Source organism: Cutibacterium modestum (genome assembly GCF_008326345.1).
Taxonomy (GTDB): domain Bacteria; phylum Actinomycetota; class Actinomycetes; order Propionibacteriales; family Propionibacteriaceae; genus Cutibacterium; species Cutibacterium modestum.
Genome location: NZ_BJEN01000005.1, coordinates 37,335 through 62,417 on the forward strand (window position 1 = coordinate 37,335; position 25,083 = coordinate 62,417).

26 protein-coding genes and 1 pseudogene are annotated in these 25,083 nt (G+C 61.3%); 22 read left to right on the plus strand and 5 right to left on the minus strand.

Annotated elements, in window-relative coordinates:
• A complete protein-coding gene (locus F1563_RS13100) occupies positions 1–267 on the minus strand; it encodes a hypothetical protein (RefSeq protein ID WP_002526503.1) in 267 nt (88 codons plus the stop codon).
• A gap of 17 nt (positions 268–284) precedes the next feature.
• Positions 285–1,175 carry a conjugal transfer protein gene (locus F1563_RS13105; RefSeq protein ID WP_002526502.1) on the minus strand — a complete coding sequence of 297 codons (891 nt, stop codon included), beginning with the start codon at positions 1,173–1,175 and terminating at the stop codon, positions 285–287.
• Positions 1,176–2,122: 947 nt separating this feature from the next.
• Here F1563_RS13105 and F1563_RS13110 point away from each other — a divergent pair.
• From F1563_RS13110 to F1563_RS13215, 22 genes and pseudogenes are all read left to right on the plus strand, one after another.
• A complete protein-coding gene (locus F1563_RS13110; RefSeq protein WP_002546452.1) occupies positions 2,123–2,809 on the plus strand; it encodes an RNA polymerase sigma factor in 687 nt (228 codons plus the stop codon).
• A gap of 234 nt (positions 2,810–3,043) precedes the next feature.
• Entirely contained in the window at positions 3,044–3,970 is a 927-nt protein-coding gene (locus tag F1563_RS13115; RefSeq protein WP_002526554.1) for a ParA family protein, read from the plus strand.
• Positions 3,963–4,583 (plus strand): hypothetical protein, encoded by a 621-nt coding sequence (locus F1563_RS13120; RefSeq protein WP_002526553.1) that lies wholly within the window; start codon positions 3,963–3,965, stop codon positions 4,581–4,583. Before F1563_RS13115 ends, F1563_RS13120 begins: the two co-directional genes overlap by 8 nt.
• 55 nt (positions 4,584–4,638) lie before the next feature.
• Positions 4,639–5,226: an SAF domain-containing protein gene (locus F1563_RS13125; protein WP_007433911.1), complete on the plus strand. Its 588-nt coding sequence runs from the start codon at positions 4,639–4,641 to the stop codon at positions 5,224–5,226.
• On the plus strand, positions 5,223–6,041 hold the full coding sequence (locus F1563_RS13130) for a hypothetical protein (protein ID WP_002526551.1): 819 nt from the start codon (positions 5,223–5,225) through the stop codon (positions 6,039–6,041). Before F1563_RS13125 ends, F1563_RS13130 begins: the two co-directional genes overlap by 4 nt.
• Entirely contained in the window at positions 6,041–7,582 is a 1,542-nt protein-coding gene (locus F1563_RS13135) for a TadA family conjugal transfer-associated ATPase (protein ID WP_002526550.1), read from the plus strand. Before F1563_RS13130 ends, F1563_RS13135 begins: the two co-directional genes overlap by 1 nt.
• Positions 7,579–8,445, plus strand: coding sequence for a type II secretion system F family protein (locus F1563_RS13140; RefSeq protein ID WP_002526549.1), 867 nt, complete (start codon positions 7,579–7,581; stop codon positions 8,443–8,445). Before F1563_RS13135 ends, F1563_RS13140 begins: the two co-directional genes overlap by 4 nt.
• Entirely contained in the window at positions 8,442–9,335 is an 894-nt protein-coding gene (locus tag F1563_RS13145; protein ID WP_002546449.1) for a hypothetical protein, read from the plus strand. Before F1563_RS13140 ends, F1563_RS13145 begins: the two co-directional genes overlap by 4 nt.
• A 104-nt stretch (positions 9,336–9,439) precedes the next feature.
• Positions 9,440–9,634 (plus strand): hypothetical protein, encoded by a 195-nt coding sequence (locus F1563_RS13150; protein ID WP_172623726.1) that lies wholly within the window; start codon positions 9,440–9,442, stop codon positions 9,632–9,634.
• Between the two features lie 3 nt (positions 9,635–9,637).
• Positions 9,638–10,015: a TadE family protein gene (locus F1563_RS13155; RefSeq protein WP_002546448.1), complete on the plus strand. Its 378-nt coding sequence runs from the start codon at positions 9,638–9,640 to the stop codon at positions 10,013–10,015.
• A 44-nt stretch (positions 10,016–10,059) separates the two neighbouring features.
• Positions 10,060–10,393 (plus strand): annotated as a pseudogene (locus tag F1563_RS14530) (ATP/GTP-binding protein).
• 1 nt (position 10,394) lies between these two features.
• A complete protein-coding gene (locus F1563_RS13165) occupies positions 10,395–10,790 on the plus strand; it encodes a TadE/TadG family type IV pilus assembly protein (RefSeq protein ID WP_002527243.1) in 396 nt (131 codons plus the stop codon).
• Entirely contained in the window at positions 10,787–13,867 is a 3,081-nt protein-coding gene (locus F1563_RS13170) for a LysM peptidoglycan-binding domain-containing protein (RefSeq protein ID WP_149302749.1), read from the plus strand. Before F1563_RS13165 ends, F1563_RS13170 begins: the two co-directional genes overlap by 4 nt.
• Before the next feature lie 33 nt (positions 13,868–13,900).
• Entirely contained in the window at positions 13,901–14,491 is a 591-nt protein-coding gene (locus tag F1563_RS13175; protein WP_149302752.1) for a hypothetical protein, read from the plus strand.
• Positions 14,476–15,384, plus strand: coding sequence for a hypothetical protein (locus tag F1563_RS13180; protein WP_002546681.1), 909 nt, complete (start codon positions 14,476–14,478; stop codon positions 15,382–15,384). Before F1563_RS13175 ends, F1563_RS13180 begins: the two co-directional genes overlap by 16 nt.
• Positions 15,381–16,379: a J domain-containing protein gene (locus F1563_RS13185; protein WP_002546680.1), complete on the plus strand. Its 999-nt coding sequence runs from the start codon at positions 15,381–15,383 to the stop codon at positions 16,377–16,379. Before F1563_RS13180 ends, F1563_RS13185 begins: the two co-directional genes overlap by 4 nt.
• 169 nt (positions 16,380–16,548) lie before the next feature.
• The gene (locus tag F1563_RS13190; protein WP_036973651.1) at positions 16,549–16,827 is read left to right on the plus strand and encodes a ribbon-helix-helix domain-containing protein; all 279 of its coding nucleotides are present in this window, start codon (positions 16,549–16,551) and stop codon (positions 16,825–16,827) included.
• 284 nt (positions 16,828–17,111) lie between these two features.
• On the plus strand, positions 17,112–18,071 hold the full coding sequence (locus tag F1563_RS13195; RefSeq protein WP_235695373.1) for a TIGR00730 family Rossman fold protein: 960 nt from the start codon (positions 17,112–17,114) through the stop codon (positions 18,069–18,071).
• A 453-nt stretch (positions 18,072–18,524) separates the two neighbouring features.
• A complete protein-coding gene (locus F1563_RS13200) occupies positions 18,525–18,857 on the plus strand; it encodes an antitoxin HicB (RefSeq protein ID WP_235695372.1) in 333 nt (110 codons plus the stop codon).
• Positions 18,858–19,137: 280 nt separating this feature from the next.
• Positions 19,138–20,658 carry a hypothetical protein gene (locus tag F1563_RS14535; RefSeq protein WP_238330722.1) on the plus strand — a complete coding sequence of 507 codons (1,521 nt, stop codon included), beginning with the start codon at positions 19,138–19,140 and terminating at the stop codon, positions 20,656–20,658.
• Between the two features lie 504 nt (positions 20,659–21,162).
• Positions 21,163–21,837, plus strand: coding sequence for a hypothetical protein (locus F1563_RS13210; RefSeq protein WP_149302755.1), 675 nt, complete (start codon positions 21,163–21,165; stop codon positions 21,835–21,837).
• Between the two features lie 10 nt (positions 21,838–21,847).
• Positions 21,848–22,108, plus strand: a complete 261-nt coding sequence (locus F1563_RS13215) for a DUF2283 domain-containing protein (RefSeq protein WP_149302759.1) — start codon at positions 21,848–21,850, stop codon at positions 22,106–22,108.
• A gap of 1,219 nt (positions 22,109–23,327) precedes the next feature.
• Here F1563_RS13215 and F1563_RS13220 read toward each other — a convergent pair.
• From F1563_RS13220 to F1563_RS13230, 3 genes are all read right to left on the minus strand, one after another.
• A complete protein-coding gene (locus F1563_RS13220; RefSeq protein WP_149302762.1) occupies positions 23,328–23,840 on the minus strand; it encodes a hypothetical protein in 513 nt (170 codons plus the stop codon).
• Positions 23,837–24,058 (minus strand): RNA polymerase sigma factor sigma-70 region 4 domain-containing protein, encoded by a 222-nt coding sequence (locus F1563_RS13225; protein WP_149302765.1) that lies wholly within the window; start codon positions 24,056–24,058, stop codon positions 23,837–23,839. Before F1563_RS13225 ends, F1563_RS13220 begins: the two co-directional genes overlap by 4 nt.
• 114 nt (positions 24,059–24,172) lie before the next feature.
• On the minus strand, positions 24,173–24,754 hold the full coding sequence (locus F1563_RS13230; protein ID WP_149302768.1) for a replication initiation protein: 582 nt from the start codon (positions 24,752–24,754) through the stop codon (positions 24,173–24,175).
• Positions 24,755–25,083 lie beyond the last annotated feature (329 nt).

The following is a 25,083-nucleotide window of genomic DNA, read 5'->3' on the forward strand; positions in this document are numbered from 1 at the left end:
TCAGCCCTTGCCCAGTCCCTGCATCATCTGTCCGAAGAATTGGATGGCGTTGCCTTGGATGAGCCAGTACGCCATGCCACAGACGAACAGCATGGAGACGATTTTCGCGAGGCTCATGCCGTGTCGGAAGATGTTGAACGCGGCGAGGGCCATGACTGCGAGCATGGCGACGGCTCGCACTGCGGAGTTTCCTTCACCTGCCTTAGTTGTGGTCCATTCGAAGAGGTTCTGTGTTTCCAGTGGGAACAGGAGAAATTGGTCGAGCATGAGGATGGCTTGTCCTTTCAGGAGGCCGACCGGGATGGGCCCGGTGTTGACGGGCTGGGCGACACGGGTGTGCCGGCCAGGGGCAGAAGGCGTGACGGCTGGTCGAGGGCGGCGACCTCCCATCGGCCTGCACGGCTGACAAGGGTCAGGCCGTACTGGCTGGTCCGGGTGGTGGATTCGTCGCCGGTGGGCTGGCATGTCACGGTCACCGTGACGGTAATCTTCTGCCGGTCTGAGGGGGTGGGGACCTCGTCAGGTCCCACCACATGAGTGGTTTTCACTGATACGCATGGGGCTGGGTCAACCGCGGTGAAAGCGGTCCCTGGGCTGCTCCATCTCGACAGGTCGGTATTTCCGGTCAGCATGGCGGTTAGGAAGCCTGAAGAGGTTTGGGCGGCCGGGTCGGCGGTGCGAAGCTCCGAGGTGTCTAGGGTGGGGGCCGAGGCCGGTGCAGGCATGGGGATCTGTCCAGGTAGACGCAAGGCGATGGCCTTGCCGTTGGAATCGACGTGGACCGGGACTGACCAGGCCTGTCCGGTCCCGGATTGACCGCCCATGGTGACCACGGTGACCTGCCACAGGCTCGGGTCAGACGGGGAGACGGTGGCATCGGCGACGGTGACTGTGGTGGGGGCCGGGCCGGGTTTGCGGGGCAGTCGGGCGTCGGTGATCTTGGCCGCCACCAGGTGCCCCAAGTTGTCCAGGTGCTCAGAGTCGGAGGTCAGCAGAAGAGTAGTCACCTCGACCGCGGTGGCTGAGGCGATCTGAGCTGTGCGGCGGTCGTGATGGGTGGTGTCAGTGCTGACAGCTGTGGTGGGAGCGGATGCCGGGGCCGCCGAACGGACCAGGGCAACGGGGCCGCATGCGACTCCGCACAGCACGAGGGCAAGGAAGCCTTTGGTGGCCATCGATCCGGTGTGGGGCCAGGGACCCACGTTTTCCTGTGCCTGTTTTTTCTTGGCCGACCAGCGGCGGGACTTGGAGTTAGCGGATGCACCTTCTGGGGTGCGTGCTCGTCTCAATCGCATCGGTCACCTCCTTCATTCACTGGATGAAGGGATGAAGGGAGTGGCCCATGTGCGGTCGAACCCGAAAAAGTTCAAACTTTTTTCTGGGTCTGCCTCAAGTACGACAGAAGGCCTGCATCATCACGGCGTTGTGGTAGCAGATCTTGCGTCAGCGCAAATGTATGGGCCTCGTAGGAGTAGCTCTTAGGTGGGTCCCGGTGGTTGCGGCCAGGGCGAGGGTGTCGGGTATGTGTAGCGCTAGTCCCGGGTTCGTGGTGTGAGGGCTTTTGGGTGCTGACATGCACTACCCATTGCTAGACGCTGTGCTGTGGCATGGCTAGGCGTCTAGCAGACGGGTTGACATCACCTTTAGGCTGGCAGCATCCAAGGCCGCAGGCCAGAGGAATGCGGACAGCCTAACGATTGACGTCCCCCTCTTATTTCCTTCACCTCTTCCACTTTCTGGAGCTGGCACTCCCCTTGCTGATGTCAGCTTTTTCCTGGATGCCACGGTTGAGTCGACTACTCGAAGGTGGATCGATCCACCGATGTATCTGACTCTGGTTTTAGAGGCCATCCCCGCTACTTCTGAAGTCACCCCTTCTCCCCCGGCATGACAGGCGGCGCCCCACAGATTGACGACACTGCGGGGCTGCGGAGGTCTTCCAAGACTGTCGCCAGGGAAAGTGCGTGTCTGTCATCTCATCTTTTCCCGTCACATTTCCCCTTGTCAGAGCGGTTTTTGCAAAGTGACAACGTCAGGGGTCTTGACGACAACATCCTCGACAACATCGTGGCGGTGGTCTGTGTCTCGTCAGTTCAACGCACCGGGGAAAGAGGCACCGCTGATGTTCACCACCACAAACACCCTCAACGATGAATGGGACCAGATTCGCGCCATCGAGATCGATTGGCATGACTGCCCCGAACTGATGCACTGCATCGACGTTGATGATGTGTTGGCCGTCATTCCTGCCGCCCCCGACGCCATCCTGGGCTACCTCATTACCCGAGCTCAGGGCGGTGACGAGTTGGCCACCCGCACTATCATCCAAGCGTTCACAGGCAAGCTTATTTTGATGGCCACGGCCACCAAGGTGCGCCGTACTAATGACGGCTTCAATGATCTGCTGGCGGGGTTGTGGGAGACGATCATCACGTACCCGTTGGATCGTCGCCCTGACAAGATCGCTGCGAACCTCACCCTCGACACGTTGCACCGGGTTACCCGGTTCTGGCGTGCTGATTCCCCCGATGAGGAAGAGGCTCACGGTCTGGTGCCCTTCCCTGACACTCTCATCGCCCCAGAGCCCGATGAGGACGTCACAGCTAGCCAGGCCATCGCCTTGGCGGTGGACCGCAACTGGATTACCGAGGACCTAGCCCGCCTCATGAGCCATATTTACTGTGACGGTATGACTGGAGCTGATGCGGGTCGTCTGCATGGCTGCGCTCCAGCTACGGTGCGATCTCGATGCCGTGATGGTCGGGCCGTGTTGCAGCGCAACGCCGAGACGATCCTGGCCGTCTGCTGATCCCTCTCTTGCTCATGCCTGCCGCCACCCTACCCCTACCTGCTAGAAACATAGCCATGTCTCCAGCAACGCATCTAGCATATCTTCTAGCAATTGATCTAGCTATGTATATAGCTGATGATCTAGCTATCATATAGCTGTGTCTCCAGCCCAAATGACAGCCCAATGGCATGCTTGCCACAGGAAGGTGCGTCAGCCTCCCGAAATACTGGAAGGAGCTTTACCGTGCAGGACATGACCTCGACCAGACCGATTGACCGATCCCCGTTCGACCGCACCATCGCGGTATGGAACCACAAAGGCGGCACGTTCAAGACGTCCGTCGTGGCGAACCTGGGATACCTGTTCGCCGCCGGTGGCAACAAGGTGCTGATGGTCGACATGGACCCCCAAGCCAATCTCGACATTGACTTCGGTATACCCGCGGGAGAACGTGAACGGGGCATGGGATTAGCCGAGGCGCTACGTGAGGGGACGGCCCTTCCCCCACCGCGTCATCTCAGCGAAAACCTTCACCTGGTCAGTGGCGGCCCGGCCCTCCACGAGTTCACCGACCCCGCCTCCCTAGCGGCCATCCTCGAGCGGGTCACTACCGCACGCTACGACCTGCTGGCCCAGGCCCTCGCACCGCTGGCCTGGGACTACGACCTTATCCTTATCGATTCCGGGCCGGCCCAGACTGTGCTGTCCCAGACCATCCTTGGAGTAGCCCGTTACCTGGTGGTGCCCACCCGCTCCGATAACGCCTCGATCACCGGGCTGGTCGGCGTTCAGGACGCCATCGATGAGGTCGCCGACTGCAACCCCGGCCTGAACCTGCTCGGTGTTGTGCTGGCTGGTGTGGGCACTCAGGCCACCCGGATCGGGGCCGATAAACGCAAGGCCATTGACACGGTCTTGGGGGAGGGGACCGTCTTCGAGGCGATCATTCACTACTCCGAAAAAGTGGCCGTGCTCGCACGCCAGCAGGGTAAGACCGTCGCCGAGTTGGCTGGCGAATACCACCACACCCAGCCCGCCTACACCTACCTAGCCCAGGGCAAAAAGGTTCCCAACGTCGCTAAGGCGGCCGTCGCCATTGAAACCGACTACCTACGGTTGGCCACCGAAATCAGTGACCGCATGTTCGCCGGCGACGAGCAGGAGTCCACTCATGACTGACGATCCGATCCTGCCCGACCACACCTCCACCGAGGGCGACGACGCCGACACGCGCCTGGCTGAGGAGTGGACCACCAGCGGCCGCAAAGTAGGCATCCTGCCTCAGCGTCAGCGACCCGGACGCTCCACAAAACCCGCTAAACAGACTCCTGTCTCGTCCCCTGCTCCTGCTGCACCAGCACCAAGGAAAACCCCGGCGGCCACAACCACCCAGAATGAACGCCAGCGGATCAACGTCACTGTCTACGTTGTCCCCGAACTGGCCGCCGAGCTGCGCTCCCGGTCTGCGGCGACGGGGGTGACGGTCTCGGATCTGGTGGTGCAGGCTCTGGTTTTTGTGGCCGATCACGCGGGCGAGGCGGTCGCCGATGATGTTCGCGTCGACGCGGTTACTGGTGATGGGGGAGGGTTGTTCGATGTGACCCCGTCGCGGCCGACAGGTGTCGCCAAGACCCAGTTGGGGGTGCGGATGACCCGCCACAACAAGGACGGTTTGGACCAGCTGACCCAGATCAGTGGGGCCCGTGACCGTAGTCATCTTGTGTCCGTGGCCGTGCGCGACTATCTCGACTCTAATCCTGTTCCTGTGAAGAAAGGCCACCATGTCCGCTGATGAAACCCCGGCCGGGCGACACTTTGAAACGACTGTTAAGCCCAGGCGGCGTCCCGTGTTCGTCGCCGCCGGGATCGCCATCGTCGTGGTCGGTGCTCTGCTTATTGCCCAGTTGATTCACGCGGGTCAGACCGAGAATCGCGTGTTGGAGGTCCGTTCCGATGTGGGGCGTGGCGAGGTGATTCGTGACACCGATCTGGTGGCGGTGACCGTTGGCCAGGTCGGCAACGTGTCAACGGTTCCCGCCGATCAGCTTGATGCCCTGGTCGGCAAGCGTGCCGCGGTGGATCTGCGTTCCGGGTCTTTGTTGTCTGCCGGGGCTATTGGGGCGGCCGACACTGTTCCAGCCCCGGGTAAGTCGCTGGTTGGGTTGAAGCTGGCCCCCGGGCAGGTTCCTATCGGGGATCTGACCGCCGGGGCGAAACTGCGTCTGATCCAGACGTCGGCCCTCAACGGGTCGGCCACCGCGACCGACGCCGCCAATACCAATGGTCAGTCGTGGGATGCGACGATGGCGGCCAGCACCAAGGGCACCGATCAGGTCACTTTGGTCAATGTGGAGGTGAAATCGGGTGAGGCGGCCCGGATCGCCCAGCTGACCTCCCAGGGCCGTATCGCTGTGGTGAAGGACTCGAGCCGGTGAGCACCATCGTTGTAACCAGTGTCTCGGGAGCCCCTGGGGTGACCACGACGGCGATTGGGTTGGGCCGGGTGTGGCCACAGTCCAGTCTGGTCGTCGAGGACGATACTCATCACGCCATGCTGGCGGGCTATCTGCGAGCCGGTCAGCATGCCGAGCCGAATCTGGCTACGGTGGCGAGCTTGACGTCGACTCCGACTAACGCCCAAACGGTGTGGGAATCCATTGCCAGGCCCCTGCCCACCGATGATCCGGTCAGCGGGCTGCGGCGCAAGGTTATCCTCGGCCCACCTACCCCGTGGTCTCGCGCGGGTATCGACCCTAGGTGGGGCTTCATGTTGGGGTTGTGGCGGCGGCTGGAGGAGGCTGGTATTGACACCATCATTGACTTGGGCCGCCTGGCCACGCCGCTGACGTCGACCCCGCAGCTGATCGCCGCCCCCATTGTCGAGGACGCCGACATGATCTTGGTGATGATCGAGGCGAGGCTACGAGACGTAGCCGGCGCTCACACGATGGTCGAGGGGCTAGCCGAGCAGATGAATCTGGCCGGGGCCCACCAGCGCCTCGGGTTGCTGGTTCACCGTGGCGGGGCGGCCCGCGGAGTCCCCGAGTTCACTGACAGGGAGATCACTTCGGCGTTGAAACTGCCGGTGTGCGGGTCGATAGTCCATGACCCGGTCGGGGCCGCCCAGCTGTCCGATGGTGTGGGGCAGCGGTTCGACAGGTCGCGTCTGGGCAGATCGTTATCGAAGGTGGCGGCTGGCCTGGTTGAGGACATTGACAAGCGCCGTGCTGAGGGCAAGGAGGATCTGTGATGGCCAGTTTTTCTGACAATCCGTTCGACAAGTTGCGTTCCCGTCTTGATGTTGGGGTGTCGTCGGCGACGTCGATGGCCGGGCACATAGATGCAGGGGAGTCCTCAGTGGGGCAGGAGTCCTCTCCCAGGTTTGCCTCGGAGTTGTTTTCGACGTCGTCGGGGTGGACCAGTTCCCAGCAGGTGACTCAGACTTCCCCGGTGATGACCCGTTCGGAGAAGGTCGATTGGTCTGTTGTTGCGGAACTGGCTAGTACGGCCACGGATGAGATTGAGACCGAGATCACCCGGTGGAGTGCTACTCATGAGGGCCTGGCGACGTTGGACATGCGCCAGGCCATCGCCGAACCTGCTATCGCGTCGGCGGTAGCCACCTACGCTGACCGGCGTCAGATCGACGTAGGGGAGACCTGGCCTGACCTGGTGCGTCAGGGCTACCGCAAGGCCGTGTGGGATCAGTTGTTCGGGATGGGGCGGTTGCAGCCGCTGTTCGAAATCAGCGACGCCGAAAACATCGTCGTAGTGGGTAATCACGAGGTGATCGTCGATCACAACGATGGTTCCCGGTCGACGTTGCCGCCGGTGGCTGATTCGGATGCCGAGTTGGAATCCCAGATCGCCCGAATGGCGAGGAATGCGACCCCGCGGCGTGCCTTCGACGCCGACCATACTGATGTGACGATCATGCACCAGCAGAAATTCCGCATCCACGCGATCTCTGCGGAAGTGTCGTTACAGCCATCGGTGGTGATCCGCCAGCATTTGCTGACCCACATCAGCCTGGGGGATCTGTCCCAGCGCGGAATGATGCCGCTGGAGGTGGCCCGGTTCCTGGACCAGGCGGTGCAAGCCGGCAAGTCCATCGTGGTCGCCGGTGAGCAGGGTGCAGGCAAGACAACATTTCTGCGGGCACTCATCCACGCCATCCCGATGCGGGAACGATTTGCCACCCTGGAGACCGATCAGGAGTTGTTCGCTCATCTGATGCCAGGCCGACAGAACACGCTGGTGCTGTTCGCCCGTGACGGTAACGGCGAGATTGATCCAGCCACCGGAACCCAGCATGGCGCCATCGAGATTGCCCAGCTCATTCCGCCTAGTCTGCGCCAAGCGTTGACCCGGGTCATCGTCGGTGAGGTGCGCGGCAACGAGGCTTCGGCCATGTTTCAGGCCATGCAGTCGGGTACGGGCACCATGAGTAGCATTCATTCTCCGCGGGCCTCGGAGGTGCCATCTCGACTGGCCCAGATGATTTCGATGGGCCCGGTCTACAATTTGGATCAGGCCATGCTCCAGATCGGTCATTCGATCGACTACATCGTCTTCGTGCGTCGGCGTGACCTGCCTGACGGGACCCGGCTGCGGTTCGTTGAGCAGATCCGGTCAGTCTCGCCTGGCGATGCGACAACTCCCAGTCTCGGCGAGGTGTACACGGCCGATGCGTGGACCGGTCAGCCGTTGACCCCGCTCATGCCCGGATCGGCCGCCGACGAGCTGTCTCACTTCGCCCGCGACTTGGATTACTGCGAGGCCCACTCATGAACACTCCCGCACTAACCAGCGCCCTCATCATGGCCGGGCTAGGGCTGATCCTGGCCATCGACGGGCTGGTCCCGGCGCCGCCTCGACCTGGGGCCCCGCTGAGCCCGGCCCAAAGGTGGGCTCGGCTCACCCACCGTCCCACAGGAGCGGCCGGGCGCCGCCGGGACCTGCGCTGGGGGCTGGCTGTTCTCGTCGGCGTCGTGCTGTTTGTGCTCACTGGCTGGGTCGCTGCGCTGGCGCTGGGCCCCATCATCGTGCTGCTGGCCCCCACCCTGCTGGGGGCGGCCCCGCCGACCGACATCCCGCTGATGGAGGCGTTGGATCGCTGGGTGCGTCAGGTCGCTGCGGTGCTGCCACAGGGGCGAGACATCATCACAGCGGTGCGGATCTCACGGCCGCGGGCCCCGAAGCTGATCGCCGGGGCGGTGGATCAACTGGTGTCGCGCCTCGATGGCCGGATGGAGCCGAGGGAGGCGTTCCAGCGGATGGCCGACGAGCTGGACTCATCTGAGGCTGACGCGGTGCTGGCCTCGCTGGCATTAGCAGCCACTCACCCGCGGGGCGCATCGGTGACATTAAAGGCTATTGCTGGCACTATTCAGCAGCGGTTAAAAGTGCTGCGGCAGGTGGAGGCTGAACGGTCCAAGCCGCGCAACGCAGTGCGCCAGATCACGCTGGTCACGATCGCCATGTTCGGGGTACTGCTGGTTGTTGGGCGCTCGTTCTTGGCCCCACTGGCAACCCCTCCCGGTCAGGTTCTGGTCACCGCGGCGGTGGTCATGTATGTCACCGCATTAGTGCAGATGTATCGGATGGCGCGGCCGCGACGTCGTACGCGGATCATGGTCAGGAGGACCCGATGACCACCACTGCTTTGTCTCTGCTGGCCGGAGCCGTTGTCACCGTCGGACTGCTGGTCATCACAGCAGCGTTCCGGCCTGCCCCAGGCCCTGATCTGGTAGCCGCCCTGGAGGTGGTGTCAGGTCGCACCTCAAGCGTCGACGAACAGATCGACCAGACCCGAATCGGGCGGCTAGGTCGCAGCGTGACCCGCACGTTCCATCTGTCGGTGTCCCCAGCTATGCGGGCCGCACTACGCCTCCAGGGCACCACCCCCGAGGCGTTCTACGGTCGCCGCCTGATGAGCGCGCTGGCCGGGGCGATCCTGCCGTGGCTGCTCAACGCGATAGCCATCGCGGTAGGGGCGAATTTCCCAAGCCTGCTCATCCCTGCGGCGCTGTGTGTAGCGTTAGCTGGCGCCGGATGGATGCTGCCAGCAGCACGATTGAAGGCTGCAACCGGACCAACCAACGATGATTCGTTCGAGGCACTGCTGGTATTCATCGACCTAGTCGTGTTGGAGCGGCTAGCCAATGAAACCTCCGTCGACGCACTCACCAATGCGGCGCATGTCTCGGATGCCCCACTGTTCATCCAAATCCGTCAAGTCCTGAATCGAGCCGCCCTCGAGAACGTCGACCCGTGGAACGGGCTAGACCGGCTAGCCGACGACATCAAACTGCCCGAACTCACCGATGTGGTCTCCATCGCCCGCCTCCAAGAAGAAGGCGCCTCCTTGGTCGACAGTTTCCGCGCCCGGGTCGCCGAGCTGCGCGACGCCTACCTGCTGCGCCTCCAGCAGGAATCCACCACCATCACCCAGCGCCTCGGCTTGTGGACAGTCCTGCAAGCAGGCTCGGTCATGCTCATCTTGTTAGGAGCAGCCGCCCTCACCCTCATCACAACCGGATAAATCGGCATCGTGTCGAGCCCCCACACCACGAAAGAATCATCCATAATGACGGCCATAGGCACCACAATGCCGATCACATCGAAATCGAAAGTGAAGGAGAACTCATAATGACCGATCTCGACCTAGCCAAGAACCAGATCACCTGGCTAGCCGCACACCTGCGCTCCCGGGTTGTTGACGAGCGTGGTGGTGGTAGTTCCACCGTGGAGACATTAATTTGGATTGGTGTCATCGTGGTGGCGGTGATTGCTGTGGGCGCCGGGGTGACGGCGTTCATCAAGTCGAAGATGCCTCACTAAGTGATGCGAGACAAGGTGAGGACCGATCAGCGTGGTGGTGGTTCGGCGTCGGTGGGGATGCTGCTGCTGGTGCCGGCGATCATGCTGATGACATTCGGCGGGATTGAGATCGGGTTGTGGTATCACGCCCATCAGTCGACCCTCGCTGCGGCCCAAAGCGCCGCGGAGGCTCAGCGTGTCGTCCACCCGGATCCGGGGTCGGCGCAGGAGGCAGCCGAGAGAATCACCAGTCATGGCGGGGTGCGTGATACCCGGATATCGGTCAGTGATGACGGGGCCACCGTCACGGTGACCGTCTCGGGTCGGGCCCCATCGATGTTGGGGTTGCATCTGCCGGCTGTGTCGTCAACGACGTCGATGCCTAAGGAGCGTCTGTCATGAGGCGCAGCGAGCGCGGTGGAGCGAGTCTGAGCGTCGAGGTGCTGATGTGGGCGCCGATTGCGCTAGTGGTCATCGGGTTTGTCGCAGCCATTGGCCGGATGTCGATGGCCCAGGATGCGGTGAGGGGCGCGGCGGGGGCGGCGGCCCGGGCGGCGTCGTTAGAGCGTGAGGGCCAGTCGGCTCAGTCCGCGGCAGTCCAGGCGGCGACCGCGAAGTGTGAGCGTCGACACCTCAGTGTTCACCCGTCCTGCCGGTCAGGCGGGCACGGTATACGCCACGGTTACGTGTGTCACTTCGCTAGGACCCGGGTTCGGGTCTCGGACGGTGCACGCGACAGGGGCGGCCCCGGTAGACACCTACCGGCAAAGGAGAGGCTGAGATGGATGAGCGTGGCGGCGGTTCGGCGTCGGTGTGGATGCTGCTCATGGTGCCAGTGATCCTGGTGGTGGCCGGTCTGGTCTTTGACGGGTCCCGGCAAATCTCAGCAACCCAGGCGGCTCAGGATGCTGCGGTGGCGGCGACCCGCGCTGGAACCGATGCGGCAGCAACCCCGCAACTGGCCGGCCGCGACGGTGCGGCCGCGGCTGTCCAGGCGGCCCGACAGGCGTTGTCTGCGGCCGGGGTGAGTGGATCGGTGCAGGTGGGCGGGGTGACCATCACGGTGACCACGTCTCAGAGCCGGCCGACGCTGTTTCTGTCGGCGATCGGAATCAGCCAGGTGACCGGGCACGGGAAGGCTCATGCCCAGCTTGTAGGACCGGGAGAACGTCCATGACAGTGATGCGTCGTATCCGTGCCCTGGTGGCGCTATGCGTGGTGATCGTCGGCCTACCGATCGGGCTGGCGGTTGCGGGCGCCCCACTGATGCCTTCGGGTCTGTCGTGGGCTCATCTACGGCATCTGCTAACGACCCCGGATATGACCGGGTCTGTGCTGGTGTGGCTGGTCAGCCTCATCGGCTGGATCTGCTGGGCGTGGTTTACCCTGGCCGTGGCAGCCGAGGCGGTCACGATGGCCTCGGGGCGTCGACTTCGGTTGCACATGCCTGGCCCCCGCGTGGTACCCCGCGTGGCTGCCGGTCTCCTTATTGCCGCGTTCGCGGCCGCACCGGCGGCCACGTCGATAGCTCACGCCGCAGAGGCCCCCCATGTGGCGGTTACCGCCCAGGTGGCCCCAGCCCACGCGGCTACCACCCATAACAGTCATGGCCCTCACACCCCCGGGGCTCCGAAGATCTGGAAGACTCACACGGTGCGGCCCGGCGACTACCTGTGGGAGATCGCCGAACACTACTACGGTGACGGCTCCCACTTCCGTCGTATCGCCGAGGCCTCCGGTATCGACCCGCACTCGGAACTGAAAGCCGGCCAAAAACTGGTCCTACCAGTTCCCGAAAACACAGCCGCGGTTCATTCGGTCCAGGCGGGGGAGTACCTGTGGGAGATCGCCGAGCACTACTACAGTGACGGCTCCCAGTTTCATAAAATCGCCGAGGCTTCCGGTATCGACGCCCATTCCGATCTAGCCGTGGGCCAAAAACTCATCATCCCCGGGCCTCTCCACCACGCCACAGCCCCAACATCAACCCATCCGAAGGTCCACACGCCGAATGCCGCGGTGGTCCCCGCATCCGCGACTGCGCCTGTCCATAAGGCCACACCTGCGCCCGCCCCGACGTCGTCTATTCCAGCTCACCCGAAGGCCCCGGCCGTCTCCTCTGCCGGCCACTCAACCAGCGACAAGCACCCCACCAGCCCAGCCACCGTCGCCGCTATTAGTGACGAGGAGGCCTTGTCCCCGGTTCAGGTGGGGCTGACCGCCAGCGTCGGACTCGTGCTCGTCGCCGGGCTGGTCACCACCCTTAACCGCCGCTACCGGACCCGATTCACCCGCCAGCCCCGCGGCACGGCCATGACCCTGCCCAGCCCAGACGCCCAAACCGCTGAGATAGCGCTACGCAGCACCAGGGCAACCGACACTCTGACGATCACATGCCTCGACCAGGCGCTCCGCGCGATCGGCGCATGGTGCCACCACACCGGGCACCCGCTGCCACCCCTGCTGGCTGCCCGCATCGACGACGACCGAATCGACCTGCTGCTATCGGCGTCCACCCCCGACCATCCCAAAGCGGTAGACCTAACCGCCGACGGATCGGTGTGGACCCTGACCGCCGAGCGGATCGACGACCTGCTAGCCCACGCCGACGACGACCAGGCAGCCCCGTGGCCATCTCTGGTCACGCTGGGACGCGACGACGACGGCGCCCATATTCTTATCGACCTGGAAGCCGCAGGGACCTTACACCTGATCGCCGATGACGACCAAGTCGACACAGCCCTCGCCGCCATCGCTGTAGAACTAGCCACCTGCGACTGGTCCGACGAGGTCAACATCACCCTGGTCGGCCAAATATGCCCAGGCCTAGAAGAGGCGTTAGGATCTGCGACCCTGACCCGCGCCGCCGACGTTGACGCCCTCCTAAACACCCTGGAAGCTCGCGCCAACGACCAGCGGCGCATCCTCACCGAGGAAAGCCCCCTCACCGCTCACCGAGCCGACCCCGCTATCTCCGACGGGTTCGACGCCGAAGTAATCCTCCTCGACACCGACCTCACCGAAGACCACCGCAACCGGCTCGCCAACCTCATCGAAGCCCTTCCCCGAGTGGCGGTGGCTGCAGTAACAACCAGCCACACCAGCCCAGACGAATGGTCTCTGACCCTGGCAGGGGACCCCCTAGTCGCCAAGCTGGCCCCTCTCGGCTGGCATGTCCACCCCCAAACCCTCTCCCCAGACCTCTACGGCCGCGTGGTCGAACTGTTAGCCAATTCCGCTGACGACGATTACGAACCTGCCAGCTGGTGGGACCACAACACCGAAATCAAACCAAACACCAGCCAGGACGACGAAGATAAGACTGCCATCAGCAGGCACACCCGCCCGAATATCCGCCTAACCACTCTGACCGGCGACATCAACCTATCCAGCGTCGACATCGACACCATCATCGACGACGCCAACCAGGCCCTCAACGCCGACGAACCCACCGACCAGGTTCGTGTCAATGCCCACCAACCCGGCACCGATACCCCCTTCCCCATCGACGACATCGACCCGCTGAACTCAGGCCACCCCGTCCTATCAATCATCGGCCACCCCAACATCACCGGTACCACCGGAACCGCCGGGCGCTCCCCGTGGCGCTGCCAGCAGCTAGCTCTCTACATCGCTGAGCATCCGGGAGTATCAGGGGCAACTATCGCCGACGATTTGGGTCTATCAGGTGCGACGGTGCGCTCGATTGCTACACACCTACGACACTGGTTGGGGGCCGATGAGGCCGGGGTGGCTTACATGCCGGCGGCCACGCATGGCTACCGGCTCGATGACCGGATCGTCACTGATGTGGATTTGATCGACGCCGCCCTGGCCGGGCGGGGTATCAACACCGCTGAGACGGCTACTCTGGTGGCCATTTTGAAACTGGGCCGCGGACGGGTCTTCGCCGGCGTTCCTGACTCGGATCTTCGCCAGTTCCGGGCATCGATGTACCACGTGGAAGCCCGCATCGTCGATGCTGCTCTCCAGGTGACGGATCGGGCTCTGGAGGCCGGGGACCTGGGGCTGGCCCGCTGGGCGCTAACCCAAGGGCTACTGGTGTCTCCCGATCATGAGGACCTGGTGGCTGGGTGTCTACGCACCGAATACCAGGCCGGGAACATGGACAAGGTTTCCGAGCTGGTCGATCACCTGTCGGCTACCGCGCGACGGCTGGGTGTCGACTTGAGCGCCGACACCACCCGGATCATCGACTCCGTTATTACCCATACACGCAGGAGAGCGTCATGATCTCCTGCACTCATCCCTATCAGGAAGGTTCCTATGCACCATTATCGTCTTGGTATCGGCACTGCCCTCATCGCGGTAGCAGCCCTCACCGGCTGCCACTCGGCAGGATCAACGTCGGCTCCCACGCCGACACCGAGTGCCTCCACTACAACATCGGCATCATCCTCAGCAACCCCAACGCCGTCAGCGGGGGCCGTCAGCGTCACCGAGGCCGAAAAGGTCTACCGCACCGCCTACATCAATAACTTCGAGGTGGAGAAGATGGGAGGCCTGGCCCCTGGTGAGCCGGCCCCGCTCATGCTCACCAACTACGCCTCCGGCCAAGCCCTCAAGAACTACATGATCTTCAACCGCAAGGTCTACAACCTAGGCATCCGATGGAAGTCAGGGGCCCCAAAAATCACGGCAGTACGGGAGAAGAAGGGTGATACCACCTATCCTGAGGCTGCTATCGCTTTGGAGTCCTGCGAGGACGGCCGCTCTATCCGTACTGTGGACCGCCACGGAGAAGCTGACCATGGACGCATCATCCATCTCGATAGCTGGTATGCCCGCGACAAGAAGGGCACCGTCAAAATGATCGCACGTAACGGAGTGGAGGTCCCCTCATGCGACGTCAAGTAATCACCGCGGGCCTCCTGAGCCTGGCCCTCGCCGCCATGCCCCTGACCGCCCTCGCAGACGACGAAAACTTCAGTAGCCATACGGACACGAATGGTCCTGGCTATGACGTGCGGGTAGATGTGTGGAACCATCCTCATTCTGGGGCTCATACTCGCTCGGGGGATCGGGGCGGTGATGGGAAGAATCATGATGATGGCCCGGGCGAGGCTACGTCTGTTGATGGGTTGTCGCAGGCTGATGCGTGGGCTGCTCATGCCGGGTATGCCTCGGCGGCTAACTATCAGTGTCAGATGATGAAGTCTTTTCTTGATAGTTCCGAATCGGCGCATATGACTGCCGCTGAACGTGCCAGCGGGCAAGCCGATTTCACTAAGAAATGCCGGACGGATCCGTCAGGTAAGGCCAGTGCGATCCCTGACCCGGCCTGGCTGGGACGCCATGCGGCCATGAAGATGACCCTGCCCGGTGCCCGACCGGTCATTGCCCCTGACCCGAGTCTGAATCAGTGGCATTCGGCGGCGGTGGGCCAGGCGTTGTGGCTGTCGGTTGATGATCCCACCGCCACCACGCACAAATCGATCACGTTTATGGGACAGATTGTCTCGTTGAGCGCCAAACGAAACGGTCTGTCGTTTGATATGGGCGACGGCCACACCGTCCATTGCGACGCCACGACCCCCTGGAGTCCGTCGGTGGAGCCGGGCACCCCCTCCCCAACGTGCGGCTACACCTATCAGCAGGCAGCCCCGCCAGAGGGCTACAAGGTCACCGCGATCACGTCGTGGGATGTGACGTGGTCGGTGCTGGGCCACACCGGGTCAGTCCATATTGAAAAGGCCGGTGGGCAGATGCTTCCGGTCGGCGAGTTGGAGTCGGTTGTCACCCACCGATGACCCCCGATAGCCCCACCCTCTACGAGGTGTTAGGGGTTGCCCCCGACGCCACCGACACCCAGCTCAAGACGGCATGGCGCCTCGCCGCGAAAGCGACCCACCCCGATGCCGGCGGCGACCCCCAGGCGTTCACCACCGCCCAGCACGCCTGGGAAGTGTTGTCTGACCCGGGCTCCCGCGCCTCCTATGATGCCGCCCTGGCGGGAGAAGGCGACCCCGACGTAGAGGCCCCAGACAACACCGTCGACCCCTTGACCCCCTCGTGGTCGTGGAGTGTCTCCTTCATCGATGCCACCCCGCAGCTACGCCACACCCGGCCCGGCACGCTCGCCGCGATCGTGGTAGCCGCCGCCGGGGTCGAGGCCGGGATCGGCTGGCATGAGGCGTTGGAGGCCCTCGCCCCCTCTCCCGGGTTCGTAGGTTCGTGGTGGATGACCTCGGTTCCGGTCGTGGCCGCAGTGACATGGCTCGCGGCGATCACGGGGGTACAGGCCATCATGGCCGGGATCGGCTGGCTGGGGTGGGGCTTGATCGGTGCCGCCTGTCTGTGGGGACACCCGTGGGCTGTGGCCGTATTGGGAGCCGGATGGGTGGCCTGGGTAGCCGCCGCAGTGTGGTGGTGGCGCCGACGGATGGCCTGGCCTGCCCGCACCTGCCGGGCAGGAAACATGGTCGACATGCCCGAGGTTGACCCGCCATGGATGGAACCGGTGGAACTGGTAGCAGAACTCATCCCCTCCGTGCGGGCCATGTGGTCTCCTGACGGGCAAACGGTGGCTGTAGTAGCCGGTCGGCGGGTAGCAACCTTAGGGATGCCGATGCGAGGGTGGCGTGGCATCGAGATGCGGGGCTGGAATCCGATCGGTGCCGACACCGCGTGGATCGTTGACCAGATAGGCGGCTGGCTGGCCGACCAAGACAAACCGCTCACCATCGACGGGAAAATCTTGTTCGAGACCTGGGACAGGCTACAGACAGTTCGTCCTCACAGCTGAGAAAAATTTTGGGTCCGCCCTGCATATCGGGGCCTCTTCATACCTTCAAAAGTGTGAAGGGAATACAGACTCTTCGACTGGAATTAAAAATGGTATATGGCGTGTCCGGTCCGCACCCAGCTCCACGATGCGCCATAGGGGAGCCATAACTTCACCAATCGTATACGATATGAGTGTGGGTGAGCATCTGTTGCATGGAGAACCGGTGGCCGACAGTCAGATACAAGCATGGGCGGATGAAGCAGAAGCTGGTTATGACCTCAGCATGCTTCCGCCGTCTCGACGTGGTCGCCCACCGGTGGGGAGGGGCCCGGGCACTGTGGTCCCTGTGCGCTTCGACGCGGACACTCTCAAGGCGTTGTCACAACGAGCCCATGACGAAGGATTGACCACGCGTTCTGACGCGATCCGTGCTGCGGTTAACCAGTGGCTCGGCCTCGGCTCGTAAACATTATCGGCGCGACAACCTTACTGATGACGCTGTTGGTTACGCCGTAGAGCACATCTTGTACTCGTGGGCGCTCGACGATGCTGATGATCCTCGTTGCTGGATGATGATTCGGTGTTGACCCAGCTGGCCTCCTCATGGAGCTAGTTATCCTCATCTACGACGATGTCGCACGACTCGAGGACTGGATCGACCAGCCCGTTGCGTCTGAAGAACTTCATCCACCCCGGTGGAGCTCCGGCCGCGTACTGGTGCAACGGATCATTAGCATGGGTAGCGTGAGTATGCCTTCGATCGTGGTCAGTGCTGTCATCGTCCAAGATTCTGACGGGCGGCTTCTCACTGTCCGTAAACGAGGCGCCGAGGCATTCATGCTGCCAGGCGGCAAGCCGGAGCCCGGCGAGGACTCGCGTCAGGCAGTAGTCCGGGAAGTGCACGAAGAGCTCGGCGTCGCATTGTCTTCCGACGACCTGCGTCGGGTGGGAGTGTTCACCACGCGAGCAGCGAATGAGGCCGGCCATCAGGTGGTAGCGACGATTTTCACCCACACCCCGGTTGCGGTGAGTGAGCCAGCTGCTGAGATCGAGCAGATTCGTTGGCTCGATTGGAGTGTCGACGCCCTGCCTGAGGACCTGGCCCCGCTGCTGGTCGAGGCAGTCATCCCGTGGCTGCGGCGCCGTATCCGGTCGGTCGCTGTATTCACGGGTGCGAAGGATGGAACCGACCCTCATTATCGTGTCGAAGCAACCGCCTTGGGCCGGGGTCTCGCACACGCCGGGATCACCCTGGTTTATGGCGGCGGGAAGGTCGGGATGATGGGTGCTGTTGCTGATGCGGCCCTCGCTGCTGGCGGCGCTGTGATCGGAGTGATGCCGCAGCACTTGGTGGACGGGGAGATCGCCCATCCTAGTCTGACTCACCTCGAGGTAGTGCGGACTATGCATGAGCGCAAGCAGCGGATGAGTGACCTAGCTGACGCGTTCGTCGCGCTACCCGGCGGCGGCGGAACCCTTGACGAGCTATTCGAAGCATGGACATGGCAGCAGCTCGGTGTACACAGCAAACCCGTGGCCTTGTACGACTCGACCTTCTGGGCACCGCTGACCGCGCTACTCAACCACATGACCATCGAAGGCTTCGTCCGCCCTGAGGACCGCGCCTCGCTCGTGATCGCCGATACCATACATCAGCTGATGGCCGATCTTGAGGGATGGGCCCCACCACCACCGAAGTGGCGCTCGTGACATAGAACAAATGATTCTGACTATGGCTCATTGACATCTGCGCAGCGGCTACTAGCTCCATTGACTTCAAATCGGGCCTTGGCCGAGGCTCGGTTCAGGTGGCCCGGAATGGATCCCCACAAATTGAATGCTCACGATCGAGGTGATGGACGCCCACTACTATTGTCCTACGCCCGGTTGTATCCAGCGAGCAATTGAAGGTGCTGCGCCTGTTGGTCGACCAGGCCGAGCCACTCACTATTGACGGGAAAGTCCTGTTCGAGACCTGGGACGGGCTGCAGGCAGCCCGTCCTCACAGCTGAGAAAAAATTTTGGGGGCCGTTCCGCACATCGCGGCTCTCTTTCACACCTTCAAGGGTATGAAGGAAGTACAGACACCAAACCGAGCTGAGAACTGTGCAGTACGGTGTGTTGAGCCGCATATCACCCATCGGATGGGCCATAATGATCTCTATGAGGTCTCCCCGCAAGCCATACCAGAAGATCCGTCGCGGCCCGAAGCCACGCTGCGAAGAGCCCGTCAGGTCCTTGACGTGTTATGTGCCTCAGTCTCTGATAGATCCGATCGACGAGATGGCGTGGCAGTTGGAGATTTCGAAGTCCGATCTCGTGGGGTGGTCGGCTTTGTGCACCCTCAATGTGGTGCGCAGGGACCGAGGCGAGGACCCCATACCGATCCCGGAGTATCTGGACAAGGCCGTGATGTCGGCGTTGTACCCCGATGCTCTGCCTCTCGACGACATCGAGGAACAGGACGAGCAGAAAGAAGTTTTGATGTCTGGGTGAGCCCGAACATGGTTGAAGGCCGCTTGGGAGAGCGGCCTTCAACTAATCAATTCGGTTATCAGCAGCCCTTGTTAGGGGCTCAGGTCCTTTCCCAGAGGAGGGGGGACCGCCATGACAGTCATGCAAGTACCGCCACAGACAGTTTCATGGTAGCTGATAGCCCGCGTTGTTGGAAGTGCAGCAACGCCGATCCTCGCAGGTATCGCACCCTGCTACAGGGTGCTGAACATCAAGGATTGATTGCTATGACAAGCCGTGAGGCGTCCTCGAGGAGGGCGTCATGACCGCTAGAACACAGGCTGTAACGACTGCTAACAGTTCAGCTAGAAGCATTGCTAGAACCTCAGCTAACACCTGTACTGGTTCTGCTAAGGGCTTCATCAAGATTCATCATGATGTCATCTGCTCGGGCGTGTCGGGCAACGCGATGGCGTTGTTCATCACACTGGTCAACCATCCCCGCCACGGCGAGTGGGTCCGTTACTCCCAGTCTCACCTAGCTGAACTGTGCGGCTGGGACGACTTGTCTTCCTCGGCTGCCCGTCAGCGAATCCATCGTGCTGTCAAGGAACTGACAGCACGCGGCTGGCTGACCTCCAAGAAGAGGTACGACGACACCACGGCCGCGACCGCCATCTGGTACAAGCTCACTGGTCCCACCAGTTCTACCAAGCACTGGGAGCAACTGCCGCGGAGCACATGGGATGTCATGCGTCAGGCAGGCGGGCTTCAAAGTGGCGAGTGGGCACGTCATTGGCTGGTGTGGAGGATGCTGGCCGGACGCACCGGCATGGCCCAGGCCCGCCTCGCTGTCGTGGCTCGGTTCCTGGAGTGCCACCCCAACCGGGTCTCCCAGGTCCGTGGTCGACTCGTCGACGCTGGCCTGCTCGGCCTCGACCAGGTGGCCGGCCGCCCCAGCCGGGTATGGTTCCCGAATCCAGCGGACACGCAACAGGTGTACGCCGGCCCCGACGAGGAGGACCAAGGGACTGAGGACTCCTCCCATTTTTCACCCCATCAACCCCCGATTCTTCACCCCATCCACCCCCCAGAAAATGTCGCCTTTCTATTAGACAAATCATTAGACAATGAGTTAGACCCTGGGTCGCGTCAGCGTGTTAGCTCACCAACGCGCGCGCGCGCGGCGGCTGCGCCGCCGACACCAAAGAAACCCACACCAACCAGAAATGCCAGAAACGATGACGCCGCAAACCTGGCATGGCGGTTCGTGAGGCGGTGTCCCCAACTGGTGGGGGCTCCGCCGAAAGTACGCGGCCAGGTCCGCCAACTGATTGCCACCGAGATTCGCCGGAATCCAAGCTTTCTGAATGTGGCGGCCCTAGAGACTGCCGCTAGGCGAGTACGCGACGAAGGCTCGCTAGGTGTCTGCCACTGCGAGATCGTTCGAGACAAGCTACACGGGGTCATCGCCGACCAGAAGGCCGCCCCCATCAACCCCGCCCCCCTCCCACCACCCGAACCCAGTCAAGACGACGTAGACGAAAGAGACACAACCGTGTGGATTTACCCCAACCCTGGCGAGACTGCTGACAAGACCGATGTCAGGGTCGCTCAGTCGCAAGTGCGCCACGTCGCCGAGCGCGACGACATGGCAGGCGCGATCGCCACCAAACTGCTAGCTTCCCGCTCTGATGATCCGATGGGCTGGCTGACCCGCCGCCAAACCATGCTGATGGCCCGTTTTCCCCGTGACCATGACGAAGTCATCGCGATGTGCCACATCGTGCGCACCGCCCTAGAGGCCGACCTAGCCGCCCACAACCAGTGGGAGGATCGATGAGGTCGGCACTCAGGAAAATCATGGCTGTGGTTGCTGTGATCGGCGTCGCAGTAGTGGCGGGCCTGACACTAGCCAAATCATGGCCGTTTACGGGCGGTTCTAAACCGTCGGCAGTCATGGGCTCCACCGTTGTCAGGAAGCTTGGTGCAAGGGCCGCTGCGGGTGCGTTGGACCGTCTGCCGGCCCCCATGACCGGCTACGCCCGGGCCCGGTTCGGTCAAGCCTGGACCGATAACACCGATCAAGGCCTGACTCGCTCATGGGGATGCAACGATGCCCTGGCCCGCACAAAACCTGGGTCGCGGTGCGTGATCGCCTCCGGAACACTCCACGACCCAACCCCGTGGCCACTCTCGCCTGGAGACGAGGCCGACACGCCTCAACAACAGTCCAAATCGACCTAGGAAACGCGTGGGTCACCGGCGTAGAGAAGACCGCTATGACGCGAATACTCAACCGCTGCTCGGGGCTCTCAGGGACTCCAAGGTACGCCACAATGGGACTATGAGTACACCAGACATGAAGCAGCGAACTGACCGACCGCGTCTCAAGATTCATCATGATGTCATCTGCTCGGGCGTGTCGGGCAACGCGATGGCGTTGTTCATCACACTGGTCAACCATCCCCGCCACGGCGAGTGGGTCCGTTACTCCCAGTCTCACCTAGCTGAACTGTGCGGCTGGGACGACTTGTCTTCCTCGGCTGCCCGTCAGCGAATCCATCGTGCTGTCAAGGAACTGACAGCACGCGGCTGGCTGACCTCCAAGAAGAGGTACGACGACACCACGGCCGCGACCGCCATCTGGTACAAGCTCACTGGTCCCACCAGTTCTACCAAGCACTGGGAGCAACTGCCGCGGAGCACATGGGATGTCATGCGTCAGGCAGGCGGGCTTCAAAGTGGCGAGTGGGCACGTCATTGGCTGGTGTGGAGGATGCTGGCCGGACGCACCGGCATGGCCCAGGCCCGCCTCGCTGTCGTGGCTCGGTTCCTGGAGTGCCACCCCAACCGGGTCTCCCAGGTCCGTGGTCGACTCGTCGACGCTGGCCTGCTCGGCCTCGACCAGGTGGCCGGCCGCCCCAGCCGGGTATGGTTCCCGAATCCAGCGGACACGCAACAGGTGTACGCCGGCCCCGACGAGGAGGACCAAGGGACTGAGGTTCCAGCCCCCTGCTGACTGCTAGACGGTGAATCCCGAACGCCTCAATGAGGAAGTTGGAGTGTTACAACCAACTTTGACCATTGACCAGCAAGCAAATGCAGCATTTCTGAAATTTACGGACGGCAAGGTCGCGCGAACCGTTCCGGTGAACGACGATGGCCGCGTTGTCGCAACGCTCTCGTTCCTGGAATCAGGAGAACTCCACGGCATTGAGTTGCTGGACGTACAACGCCAAATCCCGAACGGTGCGGAGTTTAACGCGGACGACCTTGGAACTGATCCGTGACGCCCTCAGTGCCTACCTTGCTGCCTGACTCGCGGTGTCTGGAGCTGGTCACGAAGGGTGCGCTGGTAGGGCGTCAACAGCGAAAAATTCGAGTAGGCGTCAAGAATGCACTAGGTGTGTCGGAATGGGGGGGCTGGGTGGAGTGCCTTGTTCTGGTTGCCGACAATGGTGTTCTATGTGAGTGCCAGCGTGTGGAGGCTGATCGAACGGGATGCGTCCCGGCAGGGCATGACCGTGTCTGCGTGGACTTGTCAAGCGCTCACCCGTGAGGTCACCCAGACCCTCAAAGCCAGCTGACTGAGTAGCATTGGTTAGAGTGGCTCGTGGAGAGGGAGGACGCCTCATAGAGATGGACGGCGGAAGGAAGCTTACCGAGGGGGTGGTTTCCTCTTGGTTTGCTCGGCCTTTCAGATAATTCTTGAGGTAACGTCAAGCTAGTGGCCCGGACGTAGATAGGATAAGCCCTGCAAGGTTTTAACTAACCAGATATATCTGGTTAGTTAAAAATTGACGTAATCAGAGGTGAGGAACTATGAAGGTGCGTTTTGTAATTTCTGCTGTCGCGCTTATGGCTTGTTCAGTTGCAACTTTAAGCGCCGCTAAACCAGCTATGGCTCAAGGAAATTCTGACCCGAGTGAAGCTCGTCAGAATACGCCACTTGCTAAGGCTAACCCTCAGATATCAAAGGAATTATTAAACTCACTCCCATCGTCTATCCTTAATAGGTCTTCTTTGTATATTGATCCATCTATTAAGCCGGGATCTTATTTTGTGTTTACAAATGGAAAGATTGTCCCGGGACAGAGCAGCGATCAGGTTAGAGCAGCAAAAGTTAGTGGAACGGAATGCTTCGAGTCCGTAGTATTGCCAATTGGGGCACGTTCATGGAGAACGCTTACAAACCACTCTTGTGCGGTGATCGGAGTCAGCAGTAAGGCGACGCATACGTTTACTGTTATAAATGATGAAAATACTTCTGGTACAGCATCGTGGCAGCCTCAAGGCTACCATACACAGTGCTCCTATGAACCAGTTAGACCTCCTTACAAGCCTAAGAAAAAGTGTACTCCGCATAAGCCCTACTGGCATGCTGGGACAACGGGACCGGGATATATTACTGTTCCTTGGGAAGAAGTAGCCGCGTATCCTACTGCGAGGTTCTTAAACCCAGATTTCACAAGGGGATGGGCTGGAATGTGGTATTAATCTGTAGATTAATCAGTGCAATACCTTCCTATATATGAGAATCGATAATACCATGATACTTGATGTTTCGATTATGTGAAGAACGCTGCCAATGATCATCGCTAGAGTTAGGTTGATACTAGTCATTAAGTGTTGATCAAGGACATCGAAAAATATCACCATAAGTGTGGATAGGAGTGCTACCCAGGTAAGTGTTGAGGCTTTCGGGTTAATGCTTGCCTTGCGGCTGGTGTCTCGTGAAGTTAGCCCTGCCGCCTCTGCCACTGAGAAGGATAGTAGAATTGCCGATACAGTAATAAGGAGAGGATAGCAGTGCTGTGTTACTATGTCTCGGGCAACTGCTAGGCTTTTTGGGGGGTTGTAGGGGGAGAATTCTTTAGATGCTATTGCCAGCAAAAAGAAGAGTATTCCTAGAAATATAAGTATGCTAAATGTAGATTTTGTTTTTGGTTTACATTCCATGGCTGTGCTCTTCTTTTCTGCTGGATGATAACTCTGTTCTCTGGGGCTTTGAATGTTTGTCACGTGATCCTTTCATAATCGAACAGTGTCGGCCCCTTTGCGGCTTCCTCGGCCTCACGGGCGTTCTTTCTGCGAGCTCGGTATGCGAGTTGTTTGACGTTGGATTCTGTCGTTCCGTAATGCTTGGCTGTTTCAGGCCATGTGTGGCCTTGGTCGTCGTGGTAGGCACGGATCTCTTCTCTACGCCGTTCCTGTTCGCGGATGTATTGATTGCGTGGCATTGATGTCCATCGCCGGATACTGCGTGTTGAAAGGCCGGTGATTTCTGCTGCTTCTCTGGTTGTGCGTCCGTTTCGTGGTACCCGGGAATCACTCATAGCTTCTCCAACTTTTTGTCACGAAGATGGCGCCGGATGGTTCCGCTGTGTTTGCCGCCTTTGTGTCCGCGTGCGGATTGGATGGTGGTGAAGGTGGTTTGCGTGACTGTGCTGGATTGCACCCACAGGCGGGATTCTGTGGTGATCCAGTTGGTGATGGATCGGGCGATGCAGGCGGCTTCGGAGTCGGATACGGCGGGCTTCGCGGTAAGCCCAGGCGCGGGCTGATTCGAAAATGTCGCAGTTGCGGCCGAGTCCGGTGGGGTTTTTGCGGGCGTATTCGGTGCGGGTGACTGGTTCACGTAGCGCCCAGATCGCGTGTGCGTGGCCGTTGGCCGGGTTCTCGACGACAAGGTTGGGAAGCCAGTGTTTACGGTCCCACACGGCGCGGATGAGGGTGTCTGGCTGGTGTCCATCGACCACAAGGAGGTTGGAGGCTACAACGCGGTTGGCTTCCAAGTACACCCGCCTCATGGCGGAGGTGCGGGTCGTGCGGCGCAGGCCCGTGGTCAGGTCGCTGGAGGCCCAAGGGTGATCAGGCATCCATACCTGTTCCCACCAGTCGCGGTGAGTCCGCTCCTCGGTACTTGTCACGGTCATAAAGCCAGTCAAGCATAGGTCATATTGCCGGTCAATAGTACGCCACGAAGGCCGAGTCAGGTGATCCGAGGTTCCGGGGTGCCCCGGATGGGTCCTCTGGTCCCTCTTGCCCCCGAGACCGCTGCAGGGGGCAAGAGGGAGGCGGGGGTCCAGCCGGATCTGTCTTCTGCGAGACCCACAAAAACTCGAGCGTGCTTCATGTCGGGCCAGGGTGAGGGTGTTGTCGTTGTTGATGGTGTAGAGGAGGAGTCAGTCGGATGCGATATGTAATTCGTGGTAGGCCGTGAGGTTGCCTGTGAGTTGGTGGTCGCGGTGCTGTTTGAGCCAGT

What these genes read in the sequence shown, in the direction of transcription:
- F1563_RS13155 (WP_002546448.1), top strand. Translation starts at nt 9,638, where the DNA reads ATGCGAGACAAGGTGAGGACCGATCAGCGTGGTGGTGGTTCGGCGTCG.
- F1563_RS13110 (WP_002546452.1), top strand. Translation starts at nt 2,123, where the DNA reads ATGTTCACCACCACAAACACCCTCAACGATGAATGGGACCAGATTCGC.
- F1563_RS13120 (WP_002526553.1), top strand. Translation starts at nt 3,963, where the DNA reads ATGACTGACGATCCGATCCTGCCCGACCACACCTCCACCGAGGGCGAC.
- F1563_RS13225 (WP_149302765.1), bottom strand. Translation starts at nt 24,058, where the DNA reads ATGCCACGCAATCAATACATCCGCGAACAGGAACGGCGTAGAGAAGAG.
- F1563_RS13195 (WP_235695373.1), top strand. Translation starts at nt 17,112, where the DNA reads ATGCCTTCGATCGTGGTCAGTGCTGTCATCGTCCAAGATTCTGACGGG.
- F1563_RS13200 (WP_235695372.1), top strand. Translation starts at nt 18,525, where the DNA reads ATGAGGTCTCCCCGCAAGCCATACCAGAAGATCCGTCGCGGCCCGAAG.
- F1563_RS13105 (WP_002526502.1), bottom strand. Translation starts at nt 1,175, where the DNA reads ATGGCCACCAAAGGCTTCCTTGCCCTCGTGCTGTGCGGAGTCGCATGC.
- F1563_RS13185 (WP_002546680.1), top strand. Translation starts at nt 15,381, where the DNA reads ATGACCCCCGATAGCCCCACCCTCTACGAGGTGTTAGGGGTTGCCCCC.
- F1563_RS14535 (WP_238330722.1), top strand. Translation starts at nt 19,138, where the DNA reads ATGACCGCTAGAACACAGGCTGTAACGACTGCTAACAGTTCAGCTAGA.
- F1563_RS13165 (WP_002527243.1), top strand. Translation starts at nt 10,395, where the DNA reads ATGGATGAGCGTGGCGGCGGTTCGGCGTCGGTGTGGATGCTGCTCATG.
- F1563_RS13115 (WP_002526554.1), top strand. Translation starts at nt 3,044, where the DNA reads ATGACCTCGACCAGACCGATTGACCGATCCCCGTTCGACCGCACCATC.
- F1563_RS13135 (WP_002526550.1), top strand. Translation starts at nt 6,041, where the DNA reads ATGGCCAGTTTTTCTGACAATCCGTTCGACAAGTTGCGTTCCCGTCTT.
- F1563_RS13190 (WP_036973651.1), top strand. Translation starts at nt 16,549, where the DNA reads ATGAGTGTGGGTGAGCATCTGTTGCATGGAGAACCGGTGGCCGACAGT.
- F1563_RS13180 (WP_002546681.1), top strand. Translation starts at nt 14,476, where the DNA reads ATGCGACGTCAAGTAATCACCGCGGGCCTCCTGAGCCTGGCCCTCGCC.
- F1563_RS13175 (WP_149302752.1), top strand. Translation starts at nt 13,901, where the DNA reads ATGCACCATTATCGTCTTGGTATCGGCACTGCCCTCATCGCGGTAGCA.
- F1563_RS13145 (WP_002546449.1), top strand. Translation starts at nt 8,442, where the DNA reads ATGACCACCACTGCTTTGTCTCTGCTGGCCGGAGCCGTTGTCACCGTC.
- F1563_RS13170 (WP_149302749.1), top strand. Translation starts at nt 10,787, where the DNA reads ATGACAGTGATGCGTCGTATCCGTGCCCTGGTGGCGCTATGCGTGGTG.
- F1563_RS13210 (WP_149302755.1), top strand. Translation starts at nt 21,163, where the DNA reads ATGAGTACACCAGACATGAAGCAGCGAACTGACCGACCGCGTCTCAAG.
- F1563_RS13100 (WP_002526503.1), bottom strand. Translation starts at nt 267, where the DNA reads ATGCTCGACCAATTTCTCCTGTTCCCACTGGAAACACAGAACCTCTTC.
- F1563_RS13230 (WP_149302768.1), bottom strand. Translation starts at nt 24,754, where the DNA reads ATGACCGTGACAAGTACCGAGGAGCGGACTCACCGCGACTGGTGGGAA.
- F1563_RS13140 (WP_002526549.1), top strand. Translation starts at nt 7,579, where the DNA reads ATGAACACTCCCGCACTAACCAGCGCCCTCATCATGGCCGGGCTAGGG.